General features: G+C 31.9%; 14 protein-coding genes. 2 read left to right on the top strand and 12 right to left on the bottom strand.

Features of this window, described 5'->3' with window-relative positions:
• Nucleotides 1-16: 16 nt before the first annotated feature.
• Nucleotides 17-1,858, bottom strand: coding sequence for an ABC-F family ATP-binding cassette domain-containing protein (locus N5B56_RS02940; RefSeq protein WP_260978354.1), 1,842 nt, complete (start codon nucleotides 1,856-1,858; stop codon nucleotides 17-19).
• Nucleotides 1,859-2,246: 388 nt separating this feature from the next.
• On the opposite strand from N5B56_RS02940, the gene N5B56_RS02935 reads away from it, so the two are divergent.
• Nucleotides 2,247-3,059 (top strand): cell wall hydrolase, encoded by an 813-nt coding sequence (locus N5B56_RS02935; protein WP_260978353.1) that lies wholly within the window; start codon nucleotides 2,247-2,249, stop codon nucleotides 3,057-3,059.
• Nucleotides 3,060-3,089: 30 nt separating this feature from the next.
• Here the strand turns inward: N5B56_RS02935 and N5B56_RS02930 are convergent, their stop codons facing one another.
• On the bottom strand, nucleotides 3,090-4,379 hold the full coding sequence (locus N5B56_RS02930) for an MATE family efflux transporter (protein ID WP_178515824.1): 1,290 nt from the start codon (nucleotides 4,377-4,379) through the stop codon (nucleotides 3,090-3,092).
• Between the two features lie 565 nt (nucleotides 4,380-4,944).
• Between N5B56_RS02930 and N5B56_RS02925 the strand changes: the two genes are divergently transcribed.
• Complete coding sequence (locus N5B56_RS02925; RefSeq protein WP_147365032.1) at nucleotides 4,945-5,658, top strand: cell wall hydrolase; 714 nt, start codon at nucleotides 4,945-4,947, stop codon at nucleotides 5,656-5,658.
• Nucleotides 5,659-5,760: 102 nt separating this feature from the next.
• Here N5B56_RS02925 and N5B56_RS02920 read toward each other — a convergent pair whose 3' ends face one another.
• The 10 genes from N5B56_RS02920 to N5B56_RS02875 all read right to left on the bottom strand — a co-directional run bounded on the left by N5B56_RS02920 (nucleotide 5,761) and on the right by N5B56_RS02875 (nucleotide 17,853).
• On the bottom strand, nucleotides 5,761-5,946 hold the full coding sequence (locus tag N5B56_RS02920; RefSeq protein WP_022089118.1) for a hypothetical protein: 186 nt from the start codon (nucleotides 5,944-5,946) through the stop codon (nucleotides 5,761-5,763).
• 103 nt (nucleotides 5,947-6,049) lie between these two features.
• Nucleotides 6,050-6,403 (bottom strand): hypothetical protein, encoded by a 354-nt coding sequence (locus N5B56_RS02915; RefSeq protein WP_117908461.1) that lies wholly within the window; start codon nucleotides 6,401-6,403, stop codon nucleotides 6,050-6,052.
• Between the two features lie 219 nt (nucleotides 6,404-6,622).
• Nucleotides 6,623-8,257: a class I adenylate-forming enzyme family protein gene (locus tag N5B56_RS02910; RefSeq protein ID WP_022089115.1), complete on the bottom strand. Its 1,635-nt coding sequence runs from the start codon at nucleotides 8,255-8,257 to the stop codon at nucleotides 6,623-6,625.
• A gap of 12 nt (nucleotides 8,258-8,269) precedes the next feature.
• Complete coding sequence (locus N5B56_RS02905) at nucleotides 8,270-9,100, bottom strand: amidohydrolase family protein (protein WP_260978352.1); 831 nt, start codon at nucleotides 9,098-9,100, stop codon at nucleotides 8,270-8,272.
• A 29-nt stretch (nucleotides 9,101-9,129) separates the two neighbouring features.
• Nucleotides 9,130-9,705, bottom strand: a complete 576-nt coding sequence (locus N5B56_RS02900; RefSeq protein WP_022089113.1) for an indolepyruvate oxidoreductase subunit beta — start codon at nucleotides 9,703-9,705, stop codon at nucleotides 9,130-9,132.
• Nucleotides 9,705-11,474, bottom strand: a complete 1,770-nt coding sequence (iorA, locus tag N5B56_RS02895; RefSeq protein WP_346432185.1) for an indolepyruvate ferredoxin oxidoreductase subunit alpha — start codon at nucleotides 11,472-11,474, stop codon at nucleotides 9,705-9,707. The genes N5B56_RS02900 and iorA overlap by 1 nt, the downstream gene beginning before the upstream one ends.
• 814 nt (nucleotides 11,475-12,288) lie before the next feature.
• Complete coding sequence (locus N5B56_RS02890) at nucleotides 12,289-13,077, bottom strand: Ig-like domain-containing protein (RefSeq protein ID WP_260978351.1); 789 nt, start codon at nucleotides 13,075-13,077, stop codon at nucleotides 12,289-12,291.
• Nucleotides 13,078-13,135: 58 nt separating this feature from the next.
• Complete coding sequence (locus tag N5B56_RS02885; protein ID WP_260978350.1) at nucleotides 13,136-14,746, bottom strand: hypothetical protein; 1,611 nt, start codon at nucleotides 14,744-14,746, stop codon at nucleotides 13,136-13,138.
• Nucleotides 14,736-15,620, bottom strand: a complete 885-nt coding sequence (locus N5B56_RS02880; RefSeq protein ID WP_260978349.1) for a PspC domain-containing protein — start codon at nucleotides 15,618-15,620, stop codon at nucleotides 14,736-14,738. Before N5B56_RS02880 ends, N5B56_RS02885 begins: the two co-directional genes overlap by 11 nt.
• 613 nt (nucleotides 15,621-16,233) lie before the next feature.
• Entirely contained in the window at nucleotides 16,234-17,853 is a 1,620-nt protein-coding gene (locus N5B56_RS02875; protein ID WP_260978348.1) for a serine/threonine-protein kinase, read from the bottom strand.
• Nucleotides 17,854-17,900 lie beyond the last annotated feature (47 nt).

Here is a 17,900-nt window from a genome sequence, read left to right as displayed (position 1 = left end):
TTTCTATAAACAATATTTACCTTCCCTGCTCTTCTATTTTTTTAGCCAAATCTTCTAAATATTCCCATCTGTTCATCTTTTCCATTAAAAGATTTTCTGTTTCTTCTTTAGAATCTATCAATTCTTTTAGTTTTACAGAATTAGTAGCATTTTTGTTCATTTCATCATCTAATTTTTCAAGTTTTTCTTCTAATTTAGATATGTCATCTTCTATGGTTTCATATTCTCTCTGCTCATTGTAAGAGAATTTCAATTTTTTATTTCTATTTTTATAGTCTGACTTACCATTTTTATCTTCTGAAGAATTTTTTGACTTTGAATTTGAAAAAATATTTTCTTCCGGTGTTTCATTTTCCTTCTTTTTATTAATGTAATCTGTGTAACCACCTTCATACTGACGAATCACACCATTTCCTTCAAAAGAAAATATTCTTCTTACAACTCTGTCGAGGAAATATCTGTCATGAGAAACAGTAATTACAATTCCATCAAAACTATCTAAATAGTCTTCCAATATTGTCATCGTCTCTATATCTAAATCATTTGTAGGTTCATCTAAAATAAGAACATTTGGTGCTTCCATTAGAACCCTTAGAAGATTCAATCGTCTTCTCTCACCACCTGATAATTTGCCAATCTTACTGTACTGTTGTGATGATGGGAACAAGAATCTTTCAAGCATAACTGATGCCGAAACAAGCCCTTCTTCAGTTCTGACAAATTCAGCAGTATTTTTAATGTAATCAATAACTCTGTCTTCAGAATCCATATAAGCAATTCCCGCATCTTTGTCATTTTCAATTTCCTGAGTATAATAACCCATCTTAATTGTCTGTCCAATATTAATATTTCCACTGTCAGGCTTAATTCGGCCATCAATAATCTTCATCAAAGTTGTTTTTCCGCATCCATTCTTTCCTACAAATCCGACTCTGTCACCTTTCAGGAAATTGTATGTAAAATCTTTGATTAACACATTGTCTCCGTAAGCCTTAGAAATATTTTCAATTTCGATGGTTGTTCTTCCCATTCTGGACTTTATACTGCTAAGTTCAATTTTTTCATCCTCTACTATTCCCTGCTGATTTTTCAAATTTTCATATCTTTGAATATGAGCTTTCTGCTTCGTAGACCTTGCTCTTGCACCTCTTTGCATCCACTCAATTTCTTTTCTTAAAATACTCTGGCGTTTACGTTCGCTGGCTTTGTCACTCGCTTCTCTTTCTGCCTTACGTTGCAAATATCCTGAATATTTCTCCTGATAACTGTAAATCTTTCCTTTATCAAGTTCGATTATTCTATTTGTTACACTATCTAAAAAATATCTATCATGCGTTACCATTACAAGAGCGCCTTTAAATGCCTTAAGCTGATTTTCAAGCCACTCAGCCATTGTGCTATCTAAATGGTTTGTAGGTTCATCTAAAATTAAAATATCACATGGTGTAAGCAACACCGAAACCAAAGCCAGTCTTTTTCTCTGTCCTCCTGACAATTCTCCTGTTTTCTGTTCAAAATCCGTTATTCCTAAACGTGTCATCATACTTTTAGCTTCTATAAGTTCATTTTCATTTGCATGATGATGTACCATATTCTGTACACTTTCTATGACCGTATCCTCATCATTAAACTTAGGATTCTGTGGCAAATAGTGAATCATTAAATTCGATGCCTTAATTACTTTTCCTTCATCCGGTTCTTCTATTCCTGCCATTATTTTTAATAATGTAGATTTTCCTGTTCCATTTATGCCAATAACACCTACTTTGTCTCCTTCATGAAGATAAAAGCTTGCTTTGTCAAATAATTTTCTTTCCGTAAAAGAATGTGTTATATTTTCAACTGATAATATATTCAAATTAATGCCTCTTTTCATTATTCTAATTATTTCAAATTTCAATAATTTTCACAAAAAAAACGAAATTTTTATATATTTTAGTAAATTTTTTTATTTTTTACTTTCTTTTTATTTATTCTATATATTTGTTAAAAAAAATTTTTAACCATTTTTACTCAGAATGCCCATTTATACGGCAAAACCTTTTTAAATTTTAACAAAACAAACTATTCATTGCAACTTATTTATCTTTCTTTATCCTATTCTTAAATATGTTAAAAGACTGTGTCCTACTCTTGACATTTTTTGAATTTTAAGGCATTATTAATAGGCGTAATATTTTTGTAATAAATTTACGACTTTTCGTAATAATTATTCGTAATTAATTATATAATATTGGAGGTTAGTTTTGAAACGTAAAATTTACAGTTCTTTAGTTTTTACTTTTATGTTTGCAGCAGTAGGACTTGTAACAGTACACGCTGATGATTCAATTTCAATACCTGATACTAATACAGTAGCAATTGAAACATCAACAGCTTCAGAAGTAGAAACATCAACAGAAAATTCATACAACAATATAACTAGTACAGATAACACAGACAATACATTAGATATTAATAAATCAGTTAAAGTTAACAAGAAAATCAAATTACAGAAATCATTAAATCTTGATTCTGAATCAGTAAAAGATATGACTTTTACAGCTGATGACTCAACTGTAGTTAAGGTTTCAAAGGCAGGTACTGTTACCGGTCTTAAGACAGGTTCAACAACTGTTACTGTTACTTCTGACACAGATGATTCAGTATATGCCACTGTTAATCTTGATGTTAAGAGCAGTTACACAGCAAGTCAGTTAAGATATATGTCATCTATCATTTACAGTGAAGCATGTGGAGAACCATATGCCGGAAAGAAAGCTGTTGGTATTGTAGTTGCTAACAGGATGAAATCAAGTCTCTTCCCTAACACAATTAAAGGTGTTCTTTATCAGAGACGACAGTTCACTCCTGCAAGAAACGGTTCACTTAACAGATCTTTAGCATTATATGATAGCGGAAGAATGGATCCTGACTGTATTGCAGCAGCTAAGGAAGCATTAAATGGTGATAAGACAGTTGTTTACAAGAACTCAACTATCAACATGACAAAGACATTATTCTTTAGCAGATATATTTACAGAAGTAAATTTAGAATTGCACATCATATGTTTAAATAATTTATATAAAAAAGCTTAGGCCTTTAAGGTCTAAGCTTTTTTTATTAGTGCCACTCCGACAGCAGCAATTATTCCCTCAGTTACAGTCATTGCCAGCCATACACCTGTCATTTTCCATAGAAAACTCATTATAAACGCCATTGGAATTATAACCACAAACCCTCTGCCAAAAGATATTATATATGAAGGAATTACTTTTTCTCTTGCAGCAAAATAAGTAGCCATCACAATATTCATTCCAATAAATAAAATTGAAGTAAAGTATAAATACATTCCTTTAACTGCTATAGCCTGAAGCTGCATATTTCCTTCGCCATTAAATATAGAAGTAATTGGATTTGCAAATAACAAAATAACTGCATATATTACTATAGAAATCAAAGTTACAGCAGTAATTGCATATTTAAATAACTGTTTCTGCATCTTCTTGTCATTTTTCCCATATGCCGCACTAAACAAAGGTTGGCTTCCCTGTGCTACACCTGTGTAAATTGAAATCACTACAAGGGCTAAATTTGCAATAACACCATATGCTGCCACCCCTACATTTCCCTGTAAGCCTAATATAATTATATTAAACACAAAAATCACTATGCCTGATGACATTTCTGCAACAAACGAAGGAATTCCAAGCATTATGATTGATTTAATAAATGACGCTCTTATTTTTGCTACTTTAAATTTAATGTTGCTATTCTCTGAAACAATATGTCCCGATAACACCATAAGTCCCATAATCGGCGAAAATCCGGTTGCAAGGACAGCTCCAAACATTCCCATGCTAAATTTAATTACCAATAAATAATCTAAAATAATATTGCCAAAACTACCTACTAACATTGCTATCATAGAAAGTTTGGGATTTCCATCATTTCTAACAAATGCATTCATTACATTATTTAATACAAATGCCGGACCAAACATGAGAAGAACTTTTAAATAAATAGATGTCATATGGTAAACCTGTTTATTTGCCCCCAACAGCGTTGCTATATTTCCCGAAAAAATAATCCCTGTTAAGAAAAATATTATTCCAATAACGATTGCCATAAACACTGTATTCATAAAACTTTCATTATACTTCTTATTTCCCTGATTTTTCATTATTGCATATTTAGTAGCTCCACCTATTCCAAGCATTAACCCACTTCCGTTAATAACGCTGTAAACCGGCAGTGCCAAATTTAGAGCCGCAAGTCCATTTGCACCTAGTCCAAATGATATAAAGAAAGTATCTGCTAATATATAGCATGACAACCCTATCATTCCTAAAACATTAAAAACTGTATATTTAATAAATTCTTTTAAGTTTCTGTTCATTATTCCCTCTTTCTATTTTAAAAATATTGTTTAGCATTTCATTATTCTTTTATTACACAAATTCTGCCGTCCACTATTTTCTTCTGTTATTTATTACAAAAAAATCGCCGGAACTTCATATCTTCAAAGACCTAACGATATGAACTCCAGCGTTATACGCTACTACCCGGTGGCAGTTAATTTATATACTTTTCTTCTGAAAAAAGTAACATATAATTTTATATTTGTCAATTAGCATAAATGTTACAATATCCAAAAAATTTTTCTTATTATAAATAAATTTTATGAGTCATTGCAACTTAAAATATGATATATTGCATTTTCATCAAGTACTTGTATGAACCACTCTTTTCATTCACTATATATTCCATTTTCAAATGTTACAAACCGTAACAAATTAATTCGATTTTTTTCGTTTTTGTTCTCATTTTTTATTATTTATTACGGTTTGTCATATTATTCCTTTAAGAAAACCCTTGACAAAAACTGTTTTTTAAGGCATTATTAATAAACGTAACAAATTTGTAACATTTGTAAAATATAAGCGTAACATTTGGAGGTAGTTGTGAAATTAAAGATTTATAGTTTACTAATGATAGCATTTATGCTTATTGCATCAAGCATTACAATGGTAAACGCAGATATTAATTCAACAAACAAATCACAGATAAGTATTACGAAGACAGTTAAGGTAAATAAGACATACAAGATAAAGAAACTTTTAAAAAGCAATGGTAATAATGTTGATTACTATTCTTTTAAATCAAGTAACAAAAAGGTTGCCAAGGTTTCAAAGAAAGGTACTGTTACCGGTTTAAAGGCCGGCAAGGCAACAATTACAATAACAAGTAAAGTTAATGGTTCAACTTACGGAACAGTTAATATAATAGTTAAGAATCGTTACAACAGCAGTGATTTAAGAATGCTTTCTTCAATTATTTACAGTGAATCAGGCAATCAGGTTTATGCCGGTAAGAAAGCTGTAGGAATTGTAGTTATGAACAGAGTAAGATCTACTCTCTTCCCTAACACAGTTAGTGGAGTTGTTTACCAGAGTGGACAGTTTACTCCTGCAAGAAATGGTTCTCTTAGCAGATCATTATCATTATATGACAGCGGTAATTTAAATTCTGACTGCATTAAAGCTGCTAAAGATGTTTTAAATGGAGACAATACAGTTTCATACAATAGTAAAACTATTGATATGAGCAGTTACTTATATTTCAGTGGTTATGTACCAGGATGCAGATTACAGATACAGAATCACCAGTTTAAATAAAATTGAATAATATTACCGGAATAATCCGGCAGTAATATACTTATCTAAGAAGAGGCAGTTGCTTTAGTGATTTAATCACAGACGCAACTGCCTCTTCTATATTTAATCCATAATTATTCCTCTATCTTTTTCTGTATCATAGCATCTGTACTCCAGTTGAATCGATTTATCTTCTGAATCTGCATATACAGTTGTTCTACTAGCTGTTGCCGCAAAAACACTTGCACTCATTACACATACTAATAAAGCAGTGAAACAAATTCCCCATTTGCATCTTCTTTTTCTCATCTCTGTGTCCTCCTCTTTCCTTTAAATATAAAAGCGATAGAATTAATGATATTATCTCAACTTGTGTTGTGGATTCATATCAGAACTCTATCGCTTTTATTATTTATGCTTCTTTTTCAATTATCTTTGTTAATAATAGTGTTAAATAACTTCCCACTAATAAAACTATTGTCCATACCTGATCCCACCAATAAAACATAATAGCTGCAATTACTATGTTAACAATTACGGCAACTATTATTGTGATTGTATTATTCTTAATATTTTTGCTTAATACATAAATATTATATCCAATAATCAATCCTAAGACTATGTAAATAATAATCTCTTTTCCTATTCCTTCCCATGCCTTATAAGACATTGAAACTTCCTTATTAACAAGTCTCACCAGATAGTTTGCCAAAATACATGCTAGTGTTGCAATTGCACTTGTAATTCCCGCCAAATACTTTTTCATATCGCTCCTCCTATAAATTATATTGTCCCTTTGATATATACATATATTACTCTCTAATACTTTGTGTGTCAATATATTGTTTGCCGTTATATTTGATTTGATATAATATGTTCTGTTTATTCATAAATTTTAAGAGCCAAAAAAAGGCACAACTCATGAATTTAATTCTATGGGCTATGCCTTTTCGCATTATCTTAATTTATTTAATTATTTACCCTTTTACGCTCTGTTCTGGGCATCTACTAAGTTTTCGCTGTTATACATATGTCTTAACTTAGGTTTTTCAATCTTACCTGTTGGATTTCTAGGTACATCCGCAAAAATAATTTTTCTAGGTCTCTTGTAACGTGGAAGTTCCTTACAGAAATTATTAATATCTTCTTCTGTTGTTGCTACACCTGGTTTCAATTCAATAATTGCAGCTGATATTTCACCTAATCTTGTATCAGCAATACCTATTACAGCTACATCCTTAATATCAGGATGTTTGCTTAAGAAGTTTTCTATCTGAACCGGATAAATATTTTCACCACCGGAAATTATAACGTCTTTCTTTCTGTCTACAAGGTATATAAATCCCTCACTATCCTGCTCAGCCATATCTCCTGTGTATAACCAACCATCTTTAAGCGTTTCTGCTGTTGCCTTAGGGTCGTTGTAATAGCATTCCATTACACCAGGTCCTTTAAGGATTAATTCACCGACATCTCCCTGCTTAACTTCTACACCATTTTCATCCACAATCTTAACTTCCCATCCATATCCCGGAACACCGATTGCACCAACATGGTCAATATTTTCGACTCCTAAATGTACAGCACCAGGTCCAATTGATTCACTAAGACCGTAGTTAGTGTCATACTGATGATGAGGGAAAATTGTTTTCCATTTTTTAATTAAGCTCTGTGGAACCGGCTGTGCACCAATATGCATAAGTCTCCACTGGTCTAATTTATAATCTTCAAGCTTAACATCGCCTTTTTCTATTGCAAGCAAAATATCCTGAGCCCATGGTACTAAAAGCCACACAATTGTACACTGCTCATTTGACACTGTTTCAAGAATAGTCTTTGGTGTAACACCTTTAAGCAATACTGCCTTGCCTCCCACAAGAAAACTTCCAAGCCAGTGCATTTTTGCGCCTGTATGGTAAAGTGGAGGAATGCAAAGGAATACATCATCCTTAGTCTGTCCATGATGTTTCTGTTCAACTTTTGCTGCATGCATTAAACTTCTGTGTTTATGTAAAATAGCTTTAGGGAAACCTGTTGTTCCAGATGAAAAGTAAATTGCCGCATAATCATCATCTGTTAATTTAATGTCAGGTGAATAGCTTGGGCAATTTGCTGCTAACTTATCATAATCTTCAGCAAATGTTGGGCAGTCACCACCTACATAGAATAAAATTCTCTTTTCATCAATTTCATCAACGATTTCTTCTACACGGCCTGTAAATTCAGGTCCAAATACTAATACATCTACTTCTGCAAGTTCAACACAGTATTTTATTTCGTCTGCTGCGTATCTGAAATTTAATGGGACAGCCAAAGCTCCTGCCTTTAAAATTCCAAAATAAATTGGAAGCCATTCTAAGCAGTTCATTAAAAGAATTGCTACTTTGTCGCCTTTCTTAATTCCTCTGCTAATAAGCAGATTTGCGAAACGGTTTGCTTTTTCGTTAAATACGTGCCATGTAATTTCTCTTCTATACTGACACATTGGATTGGATTCGATTAATTCGTAATCTCTCCATGTTACTCTTTTCTTTTCCTGCAAGTCCGGATTAATTTCTACTAAACAGACATCTTTTCCGTATTCTTTTGCGTTCTTCTCTAAAATCTCTGTGATTGGCATTTCTCTACCTCATTAAAATTCAAATAGTTTTTTTGCATTTTCCCCTAATATAAGGTTCAATGCTTCTTCAGACATTCCAAATTCTTTTAATCTTTCAAGTGTATATCCCTGATCAGACCACGGACTGTCTGTTGCAAATAAAATTTTATCTGCACCATGTTTTTCAACAATTCTTAAAAATTGTTCTTTTTCTAAGTGGGGAATACCTTTTTCAAAAGAAAAAGCCGTGTCAAAATAGACATTTTTTCCCACTAATTTTTCTTCTACCTCATCCCATAAATTCCATCCACCCATATGAGCAAGGACTAATTTTTTAGGATTAACTTTGTTTAGTACGTTAAGCACCATATCAGGTGTACAGTGAATCTTTTCCGGAAAACCTATATCTTCTCCCGCGTGTGTTACAATTACAAGACCAAGTTCATCTGCATATTTAAAAATTCTAAGATATCTTGGGTCATCAAATTCAACCTTTTGATAGTCAGGATGAACCTTAATTCCTTTTAATCCTTTTTTCTTAATGTCATCTAATATATCTTTATAATCTTCATTGTCAGGATGTATTGCGCCTAATGAAAATACGCCTGTTTCTTTTGTTTTTTCATTTGTGTGTGCTGCAAATTCGTTTATACTCACAGACTGCTCTGGTTTCGTGGCAACCGGAACAACCACTGAAATATCTACTCCATTTTTCTTTGTAGATTCACTAAGTGCATCTCTTGTTCCTGCCACCTTTATTTTTACATCCCAGCCATGATTATCAACAATACTCTTCTCCATTCCGGCTAATGCTCTGGTGGCAATTCTATCCGGAAAAGTGTGTGTATGTGTATCAATTATCACAACTGCACCTTCTTTATTGTTTATTTTTATTATGCTAATTCGTATCCTTTTTCAAATGCAGCAATATTAATGTCTACTGTCTTTGGTGGAACTGTTGCTTTTATAACTTCAATCCATTTATCTTTTTCAAAATCCATATGTTTTGCAGCAACGCCTAAAATAATTACATTAAATACTCTTGAATTTCCAAGTTTTAATGCTTCATCCATTGCATTTACTGCGATTACTTTATGTTTTTTGCTAAGATTTTCAATAATGTTTTCAGGATATTCTGCTAATCCTGTAACTACTGTCATAGGGTCAATTCTCTGGTCATTTACGATAATTACACCGTCTTTTTTAAGAAAATGTGCATATCTTAATGCTTCAAGACGTTCAAATGCGATTAATACATCTGCCTGACCTTCTTCAACAATTGGTTCAGCTACCTTTTCTCCATATCTTACAAATGTAACAACGCTTCCTCCACGCTGTGCCATCCCATGAACTTCTGAAAGTTTTACATCATATCCGCTTTCAATTGTGATTCCACCTAAAACTCTACTTGTGAGAAGTGTACCCTGTCCGCCTACACCAACAATCATAATATTCTTTGTATCTGCCATTATTTGTCACCTCTCTCTTTTAATCCAATTGCATCAAATTTACAATTCTGCATACATAATCCACAACCGTTACACATTGTTGCATCAATTGAAACTGTTCCGTCTTCATTCTTTGTAATTGCAGGACATCCCGGTACGAGACACATTCCGCACTTCTTACATTTTTCAGGAATTGTATAACATTTTCCCTTTGGCACAAATGACTTAAGCAATGCACATGGTGACTGAGAAATAATAACAGAAACTTCATCTCTTGCAACTTCTGTCTTAATTACTTCTTCCAATTTCTTAATATCAAATGCATCTACAACTTCTACGTGCTTTACACCGATTGCATGACACAAATCTACTAAATCAATAGCGTATGTTGGTTCACCATTTAACATTTTTCCTGTTGCTGAGTGATCCTGATGACCTGTCATACCTGTTGTTGAGTTATCTAAAATCATAACTGTTCCTGTTGCCTGATTGTAAACCATGTTCATAAGTGAATTAACACCTGTATGTAAAAATGTTGAATCACCAATTACTGCAACCCAGTTCTTTATGAAATCTTTTCCTTTAGCTTTTTCAATACCGTGAAGTGTTGAAATACTTGCACCCATACAAACTGTTGTATCTACTACATTTAAAGGATTTACAGCTCCTAATGTGTAGCATCCGATATCACCTGCTGCATGAATTTTTAATTTCTTTAATACTGAGAATGTACTTCTATGAGGACATCCCGGACAAAGAATTGGTGGTCTTGCCGGTGCCTGTGCAGGTGTATCTAAATCTAAATCTTCTTTTAAGATTGCTTTTCTAAGCATATTGGCACTGTATTCACCCTGTACTGTAAAAATTTCTTTTCCAATACATTTGATTCCATGAGCCTTAACCTGTTCTTCTATTACAGGCTCTAATTCTTCTATAACATATAATGTGTCTACCTTTGATGCAAATTCTTCGATAAGTTTCATAGGAAGTGGATTTACCAATCCTAACTTAAGAACTGATGCATTAGGTAATACTTCTTTTACATACTGATATACGATACCACTTGTAATAACACCAATCTTTGTATCGTTGTATTCAACTTTATTAATGTCTAATGTACATGCATCCTCTGCCATTCTCTTTAAACGTTCTTCTACAAAAATATGACGCTTAATTGCATTTCCCGGCATCATAACATTCTTTGCTACATTTCTTTCATATGGCTTATCTTCTATTTCCTGTCTTTCTTCAAGATTAACAATTCCCTGTGAATGTGAAAGTCTTGTTGTTGAACGAAGAATTACAGGAGTGTCATATTTTTCTGAAAGTTCATACGCTCTCTTTGTAAATACTCTTGCTTCTTCACTGTCTGATGGTTCTACAACAGGAACCATTGCTGCTCTTGCAACCATTCTCGAATCCTGTTCGTTCTGTGAACTGTACATTCCCGGATCATCTGCTGCAACTAAAACCATACCTCCATTAACACCGATATAAGATACTGTGTACAATGGGTCAGATGCAACGTTTACACCAACATGCTTCATCATGCACATTGAACGAACTCCTGCCATAGATGCACCAATTGCAACTTCAGTAGCTACTTTTTCATTTGGTGCCCATTCAGCCTTAATCCCCGGGTATTTAACAACATTTTCACTAATTTCTGTACTTGGTGTGCCAGGATAAGCTGAAGTAACTTTAACTCCTGCTTCATATGCTCCTCTGGCAATCGCCTCGTTACCTAACATAATTTTTTTACTCAAAATATGTAACCTGCCTTTCGTCATTATGTATAAAACTGATAGTGCAATACAAATGCACTTCATATTATTTTGTATTTAGCATAATTTACTGCTTTTTTGCTTTAAACTCATAAAGTAAATTATACCTAATTAGGATATATTCGTCAATGAATGTAGAGATGTATTTTGAGGGATATTTGTGGGCGAGATTTTTTGGGGATGGTTATTTGGTGATTGGGATTTGCGGTTGCAATGTGTGGGCAAGTTTTTTGTTGGTAATGCTGCGGGAAAATTTGGAGTTGGAGATTTGTAGATGTGTTTTGTAGCCCGGCTTTAACATTTTTTTATACACTGTTACGGATAAAATTTTCATATTTCTTATTTATCCGTAAAATTCAGCGTCCAAAATATAGCACATATATTCTATGTGATATATTTTACAGATTATATAATTTTTTCCATTTATATCCGTAACTTTTAATTGTCTCTCAAAACAATATTAAATTTAAACAGAAAAATTACGGATGCTAGAGAAAAAATTTTCCATCATCCGTAATCGAAAAAAATCAGTAAGAAATTTGCATTAGTTTTTACGGAATATAATCAAAAATAAACAAAAATCCGTAATTTGGTTTACATAATTAATTTTACTTTAATTTTGAAGCTATATGTCAATTATTTATTACGGATAAATTAGTTTTTTTTACATTATCCATAATTTTATTTCTAATAATTTTTAACAAATATGCAATTAAAATCTCCTCTTTCATCCCGAAAAACCTGCATTTATAAATATTATCTTGCTCTATACTAGAAAATGCCATAGATATTTTTTCCTATGGCATTTTTAAACTAATATTTAATTATACTTTCTATTACTTTGTAATACTAATTTATAATTTCCTGGTTTAACTGATCCAATAAAAGTACTTGAATCTACAAAACTCTCCCCTGCACTTATTGCCGGCGTAATAATACTTCCACTATCAACTACATTTTTATTCTCATCGTATAGTTTCCATCCAATACTTATTGAATCATTAAATCCAGATATTTTTGTTCCTGAAATATATAGTTCAACTAAAAAGCAATTATCAGATTCTCTATATGTTTTTTCAATACGAGCATTTGTTATTGTTCCATCCCAATTAATCTTCGTATAAGTTGTAGTTCCAATACTGTACTGACTATATATATAACACTTTTGCGGTACACTAGGCAATTCGATGTTTAGCTGCGGCTCTACACTTACTGTTGTTTCCTGTTCAGTTTCCTGTTCAGTTTCAGTTTCTTGTTTCTTCGATACTGTATTATATGTATTAGTTATTGACGACTTTTTCTTTTTAATCTTTACATCACACCATAATAAAAAATTTTTACTTTGAGCATATACAGTTGCTTTGCCAACTTTTTTTGCTTTTATTTTTCCTTTTTTACTTATACTAACAATTTTACCACTATCAGAATACCATTTTACTTTTCCTTTATAGTTTTTAACTTTGAGTTGATATGTGTTTCCAACTCTTATTGTTACTTTCTTCTTATTTATTTTCGGCTTTGCTGTTGCATTTACATCCGATACGTTTACTACTGTAAGTATCATAACTAATGCCATTACCATACATAACATTTTCTTTAATCTCTTCATTTTTCTTTATCTCCTTTAATTCGCTAATAGAATCTGTTATCTGATTTTTACTATCATTTCAATCTACAGATGTATACATACTTCCTTTCCTCGAAGATATTGTGAGAAGTATATTGTCAACTTCATCCTGCATTTCCATATATTCATTAGCTTCCGATTCCGAATATTGTGCATCTATAGGAAACAATGCATAAATATAAAAATCATTAATTTGAGGTACACTCAAATCACCTAGATATATTGAATTCGTAGACACTTTTGAATCATGTAGAACAAGGTCAATGGAAAATAATTCACCTCCATAATAATTTTCTCCACTTTGTTTATGATATACCGTAAGAGAATAACCATGTCCTTCTGTTTCATAAATTTCATACCCATACTTACCTTTCCACCAAGACGGAAGCGTTATTGTATAGTATTCTGTTTTCAATGAAATTCCATCCGTAAGAATATTTTTATTTTCATTCATATAATTATTTTCATTTTCATCCATAATCTCATTTTCACTATTTGTCATTGAACTCTCGTCTGTTTCAGTAAAATCAGCAGATGTATATGCGTTCCCGTTCCCTGGAGATATTGTGAGAAGAATATTGTTAACTTCATCCTGCATTTCTATATATTCATTAGCTCCCGATTCCGAATATTGTACGTCTGTAGGAAAATGTGCATAAATATAAAAGTCATTAATATTTGGTACACTCAAGTCACCCAAGTACACTAAATTCATAGGTTCTTCAGAATTGTGTGTGATTAAGCAAATAGTGAAAAATTCACCACTATAATATTCCTCTTTGCTCTGTTTATGATATACTGTAAGAGAATAACCATAATTTTCTGTTTCATAAATTTCATATCCATACTTACCTTTCCACCAAGATGGAAGCGTTATTGTATAATACTCGGTTGTCAATAAAATTCCATCAGTCGACATATTTTCATTATTTGTTGATACAACATCTTCTGTTGTCGTAGTTTCTTCCACCGTTGTAGTTTCTACTAATATATCATCTGTTATAGTAGTCGGTTCAATAGTTGACGTTTCTACTACTGTACTGTCAACCAATTTAATTTTTAATTTCTTATCGTTGAAATATAAATATACTAACACCGCTAAAGCAATTATTGTAATAATAAGGAGTATCATGAGAACAACCTCAAAAATTTTTTTCTCCTTTTTAACAATATCTCTGCTTTTCTTAAAATCAATCTTTTCTTCTTTTTCAAGAGTGCTATCATTTACATATGCAATTTCATTTTTTTTTGCTTTATTCTCTACATTATCTTGTGCCGGTATAGTTTCATTTTTTTTGGCTTTATTCTCTACATTATCTTGTGCTTGAAAAGTTTTATTTTTTTCTATTTTATCATCTACGATTTCGTGTTCCTTTAAAAGCATATTTTCATCTAATACTTTATTTTCTTCTTTTATGATATTTTGATTTCTTTTATTCGATGCGAATTTTTCTTCTAAGCTATTTTTCTTGCTTTTATCTGACACAATATTTTTTGTTTCTTCTGATATATCCACTTTATAATTTGGATTACTCATCAAATTACTTGCATTATTATTCCAACTTTTCTTCAAACTATCTTTGTACACCCAATTTGGTCTATCATTACTATTTTGTTTTTCCCATCCCGGTGGCAATTTCTTATTCGACATTCTCTTCCTCCTTCGTTGGAACAATTGCACCAATGATGAAATATAATGGGAAGAGTAGAACACTTATAACTCGTATAAGCCATCTTGGTATTCCACTGTATTCTGATATACCAGCACACAATCCTAATACAATTTTCTTATTATGAGTTTTATATAATTTCTTACGTTTAATACCTTTTTCTATCTTTTCCTTAACCGGAACAAAAGCAGAAATAATAAAATATAAAACAGGAGCTATAACTGTAATAATAGATGCTACTGCAAAAATTCGAACCCACATAACAGGAATTCCTGTGTATTCAGAAAAACCTTTGCACAAGCCTGTAATATCTCCTCCTGTTTGAATGCGGTAAAATTTTTCATAATTATTTATGTTTCCATTGTCTATATCTTCCTTATAAGGAACACAAGCGCCAATTAGAAAATATAGAATTGCTCCAATTACAGTCACCCCGTAAAATACTGTCATAATACGAACCCATAATAATGAAATTCCTGTATACTCAGAAATTCCTTTACACATTCCCATAATGACTTTTCCGTCTTTTATTTTGCAGAATCGTGGTTCCTTTGTTTCCTCTTGAATTGCTTCCGGCGGTGCCATAGAATAACTGTTTCCACAATTCGGACAAAATGCATATGTAACACTATCAATTTTTTTTACCGCTTCAATAAGTTTATATCCATATATCATAATCTGCACTACTGACAGATATAATAACGATAGTAGAAATTTCAATCCAAAAGCCGGATATTGTATTGAAATTTTTTTCGCTGTTATTTTAGTAAGTAACACTGCATGGTCTGTTTCACAATATGGACAATGAATTTCTTTATCTAAAACTTCATTTTCTTGACTCTTTCGTAACGACATATTTTTTCCTCCTTCATATTTGATTTATACACACATTCTTTTACATTTAATAATTTTCTTACCTTTTACTTATCGTTCTCTTTGCTATACATTCTGCACATATAAATTCATATTTGTGTCTATTTTTATAGTTATACATAATATGTGTTGCTTAATGTAGTTTGAAATACAGCTTTAGCAAATAAATTAATTTGTTATGTATATTATATCATTAATTTTTTGGATGTTTTTCACATACTGACCCCTTCTAAGTGTCACATGGTAATATAATCTCTGACAACCCTTTTCCTTTTATTAATCTTTATATTTCAAAGATTTCCACATATTTTTTCCATAACAAAAGTCCCGGCAATAAGCCAACCTCTTAATTGTCAGTTCTTTGTCTGATTTTTTAATTGGTTAATTACCGGGACTCTATTTTTTTGTATTTCAAATCATTTCTATTTTACGCTTCAAAATATTTACCTATAATTTCTTTATTTCCATTAGGTAATTTTAATATAACATTCATGTTGTATTTTATTCCATTTTCATCCTTGTATCCCACCGGGTTTATTTTTGCTGTAACATTACCTGTTGATACTACTATAAAAACTACAAATATACATTGCCATCATTCCACAACACTCTTAAAATCAAAGTTATCTTCTTTTTTCTCAGTAGGCTTTTGAGTCGGCTTAGGGGTTGAATTGTAATGTTTTTGAGTTGTTGTCTGTTGTTGTTTCTTTGTTGTTATCTCCTGTTGCCGTTTAGTTGTTTCCGGCTGTTTTCTCTTTACTTTTTTAGTCGTTTCAATATTTTCAGATTCACCTATTTGATTATTATCTGAATTATTTTGATTCAAATTATTGTCTTTTCCGATTATGCTACCAGACTGATTTACATTCGTATTGCTATCATTTTCAACTGCATTTATGCCATCTCCGGTCCCATCCGCATTGACATCATTTCCATCTTCATTTACGTCCTCTTTGCCTTCACTTATATTTGTATTATTTTCATTTACGAACTCAGATGTTTGAATTTGTGATGGTAGTTTTTCTTTGCTATGCCTATCATTCATCACATTTTTAGCAAATATTATAACTACAATTATTCCTACCATAACTAAGCCGACAATTACATATTTTTTATTTTTATTAACTTTAGATTCATCTCTTTTTTCAAATACAGTTATCCCTTGTTCTATAAAGCTTACATCACTCTGACTTTCCCCATTTAAATCCTGTACAAGCTTTCGTTCTTTGTCATTTTCAATCCATTCATCTGTAATTGCCTTAGGTTCAAATCCTATCTTTACTTTCAGCTCGTCCTTTGTCAGATTTGTTTTGACGTCTGACAAATCTTTAGACATATCCTTTGCTTTAATATATCTTTCAGAAGGTGTTGAAATTGCTTTTTTTATTATATTTGCAACAGATAATGGTGCGCAAACAGGTGCCTCTAATTTTTCATAATTCATTCTCTTATAAAATGCCTTATCCGAGTCTTCCTGTGTGTACTCATTGGGAAAATTAGGATAATACGGAAATCTTAATTTGTTAAACAAATAATAAAGCAGAATTCCAAGAGAATAATTATCTACTGAACTATCATATTTGCTTTTTCCTATGTAAACCTCAGGTGCTATATAATTTGGTGTTCCTTTGATTGTCTTTGCCATAGTTGCATTATTTATATTTTTAGATACACCGAAATCACCTATTTTAAATACTCCATCCTTAGATACAAATATGTTGCTTAATTTAATATCTCTGTGAATTATTCCGTTTTTATGGCAAATGTCCAAAGCATCAGCTACTCCGATTCCTATGTCTAGTGCATTTTCTACTGTTATGTTGTTATTTTGCATCCATTTGTCAATTGGAGTCAAAAATTCCATAAGAATGTATATGTTGTATTTATATTCGCCAACCTTTTCTACATCGCTTTCATAGTACGAAACAATATGGTGGTTGTCTTTTTCAGAAATCATGGAAAACACACGAATTTCATTTACAACCCTGTCTAATTCTTTATGAAAATATGTATCGGCTTTTTCCCTATCGCCACCCATTGAATTTAATATTTCTATATATTCATTGTCTCTTGGCAAAGTGATGACTTTCAAAGCTCTTGTTACATTACCTATAATGTTGTTTCTTTCAACTTTGTAGACATCACCAAATCCGCCTGCACCTATTCTCTCTATAACCTTATATCCAAGTATTGTTCTGCCTATAATAGAGTCCATCTTTATCTCCTGAATAATATGTATTGCCCCCGCCCTTCGGTCAGCGG

Source organism: Eubacterium album (assembly GCF_025336545.1).
GTDB classification, from domain to species: domain Bacteria; phylum Bacillota; class Clostridia; order Lachnospirales; family Lachnospiraceae; genus Eubacterium_U; species Eubacterium_U album.
Note: the sequence above shows the minus strand (reverse complement) of the source record. Positions and strands in the feature narration are given on the sequence as shown.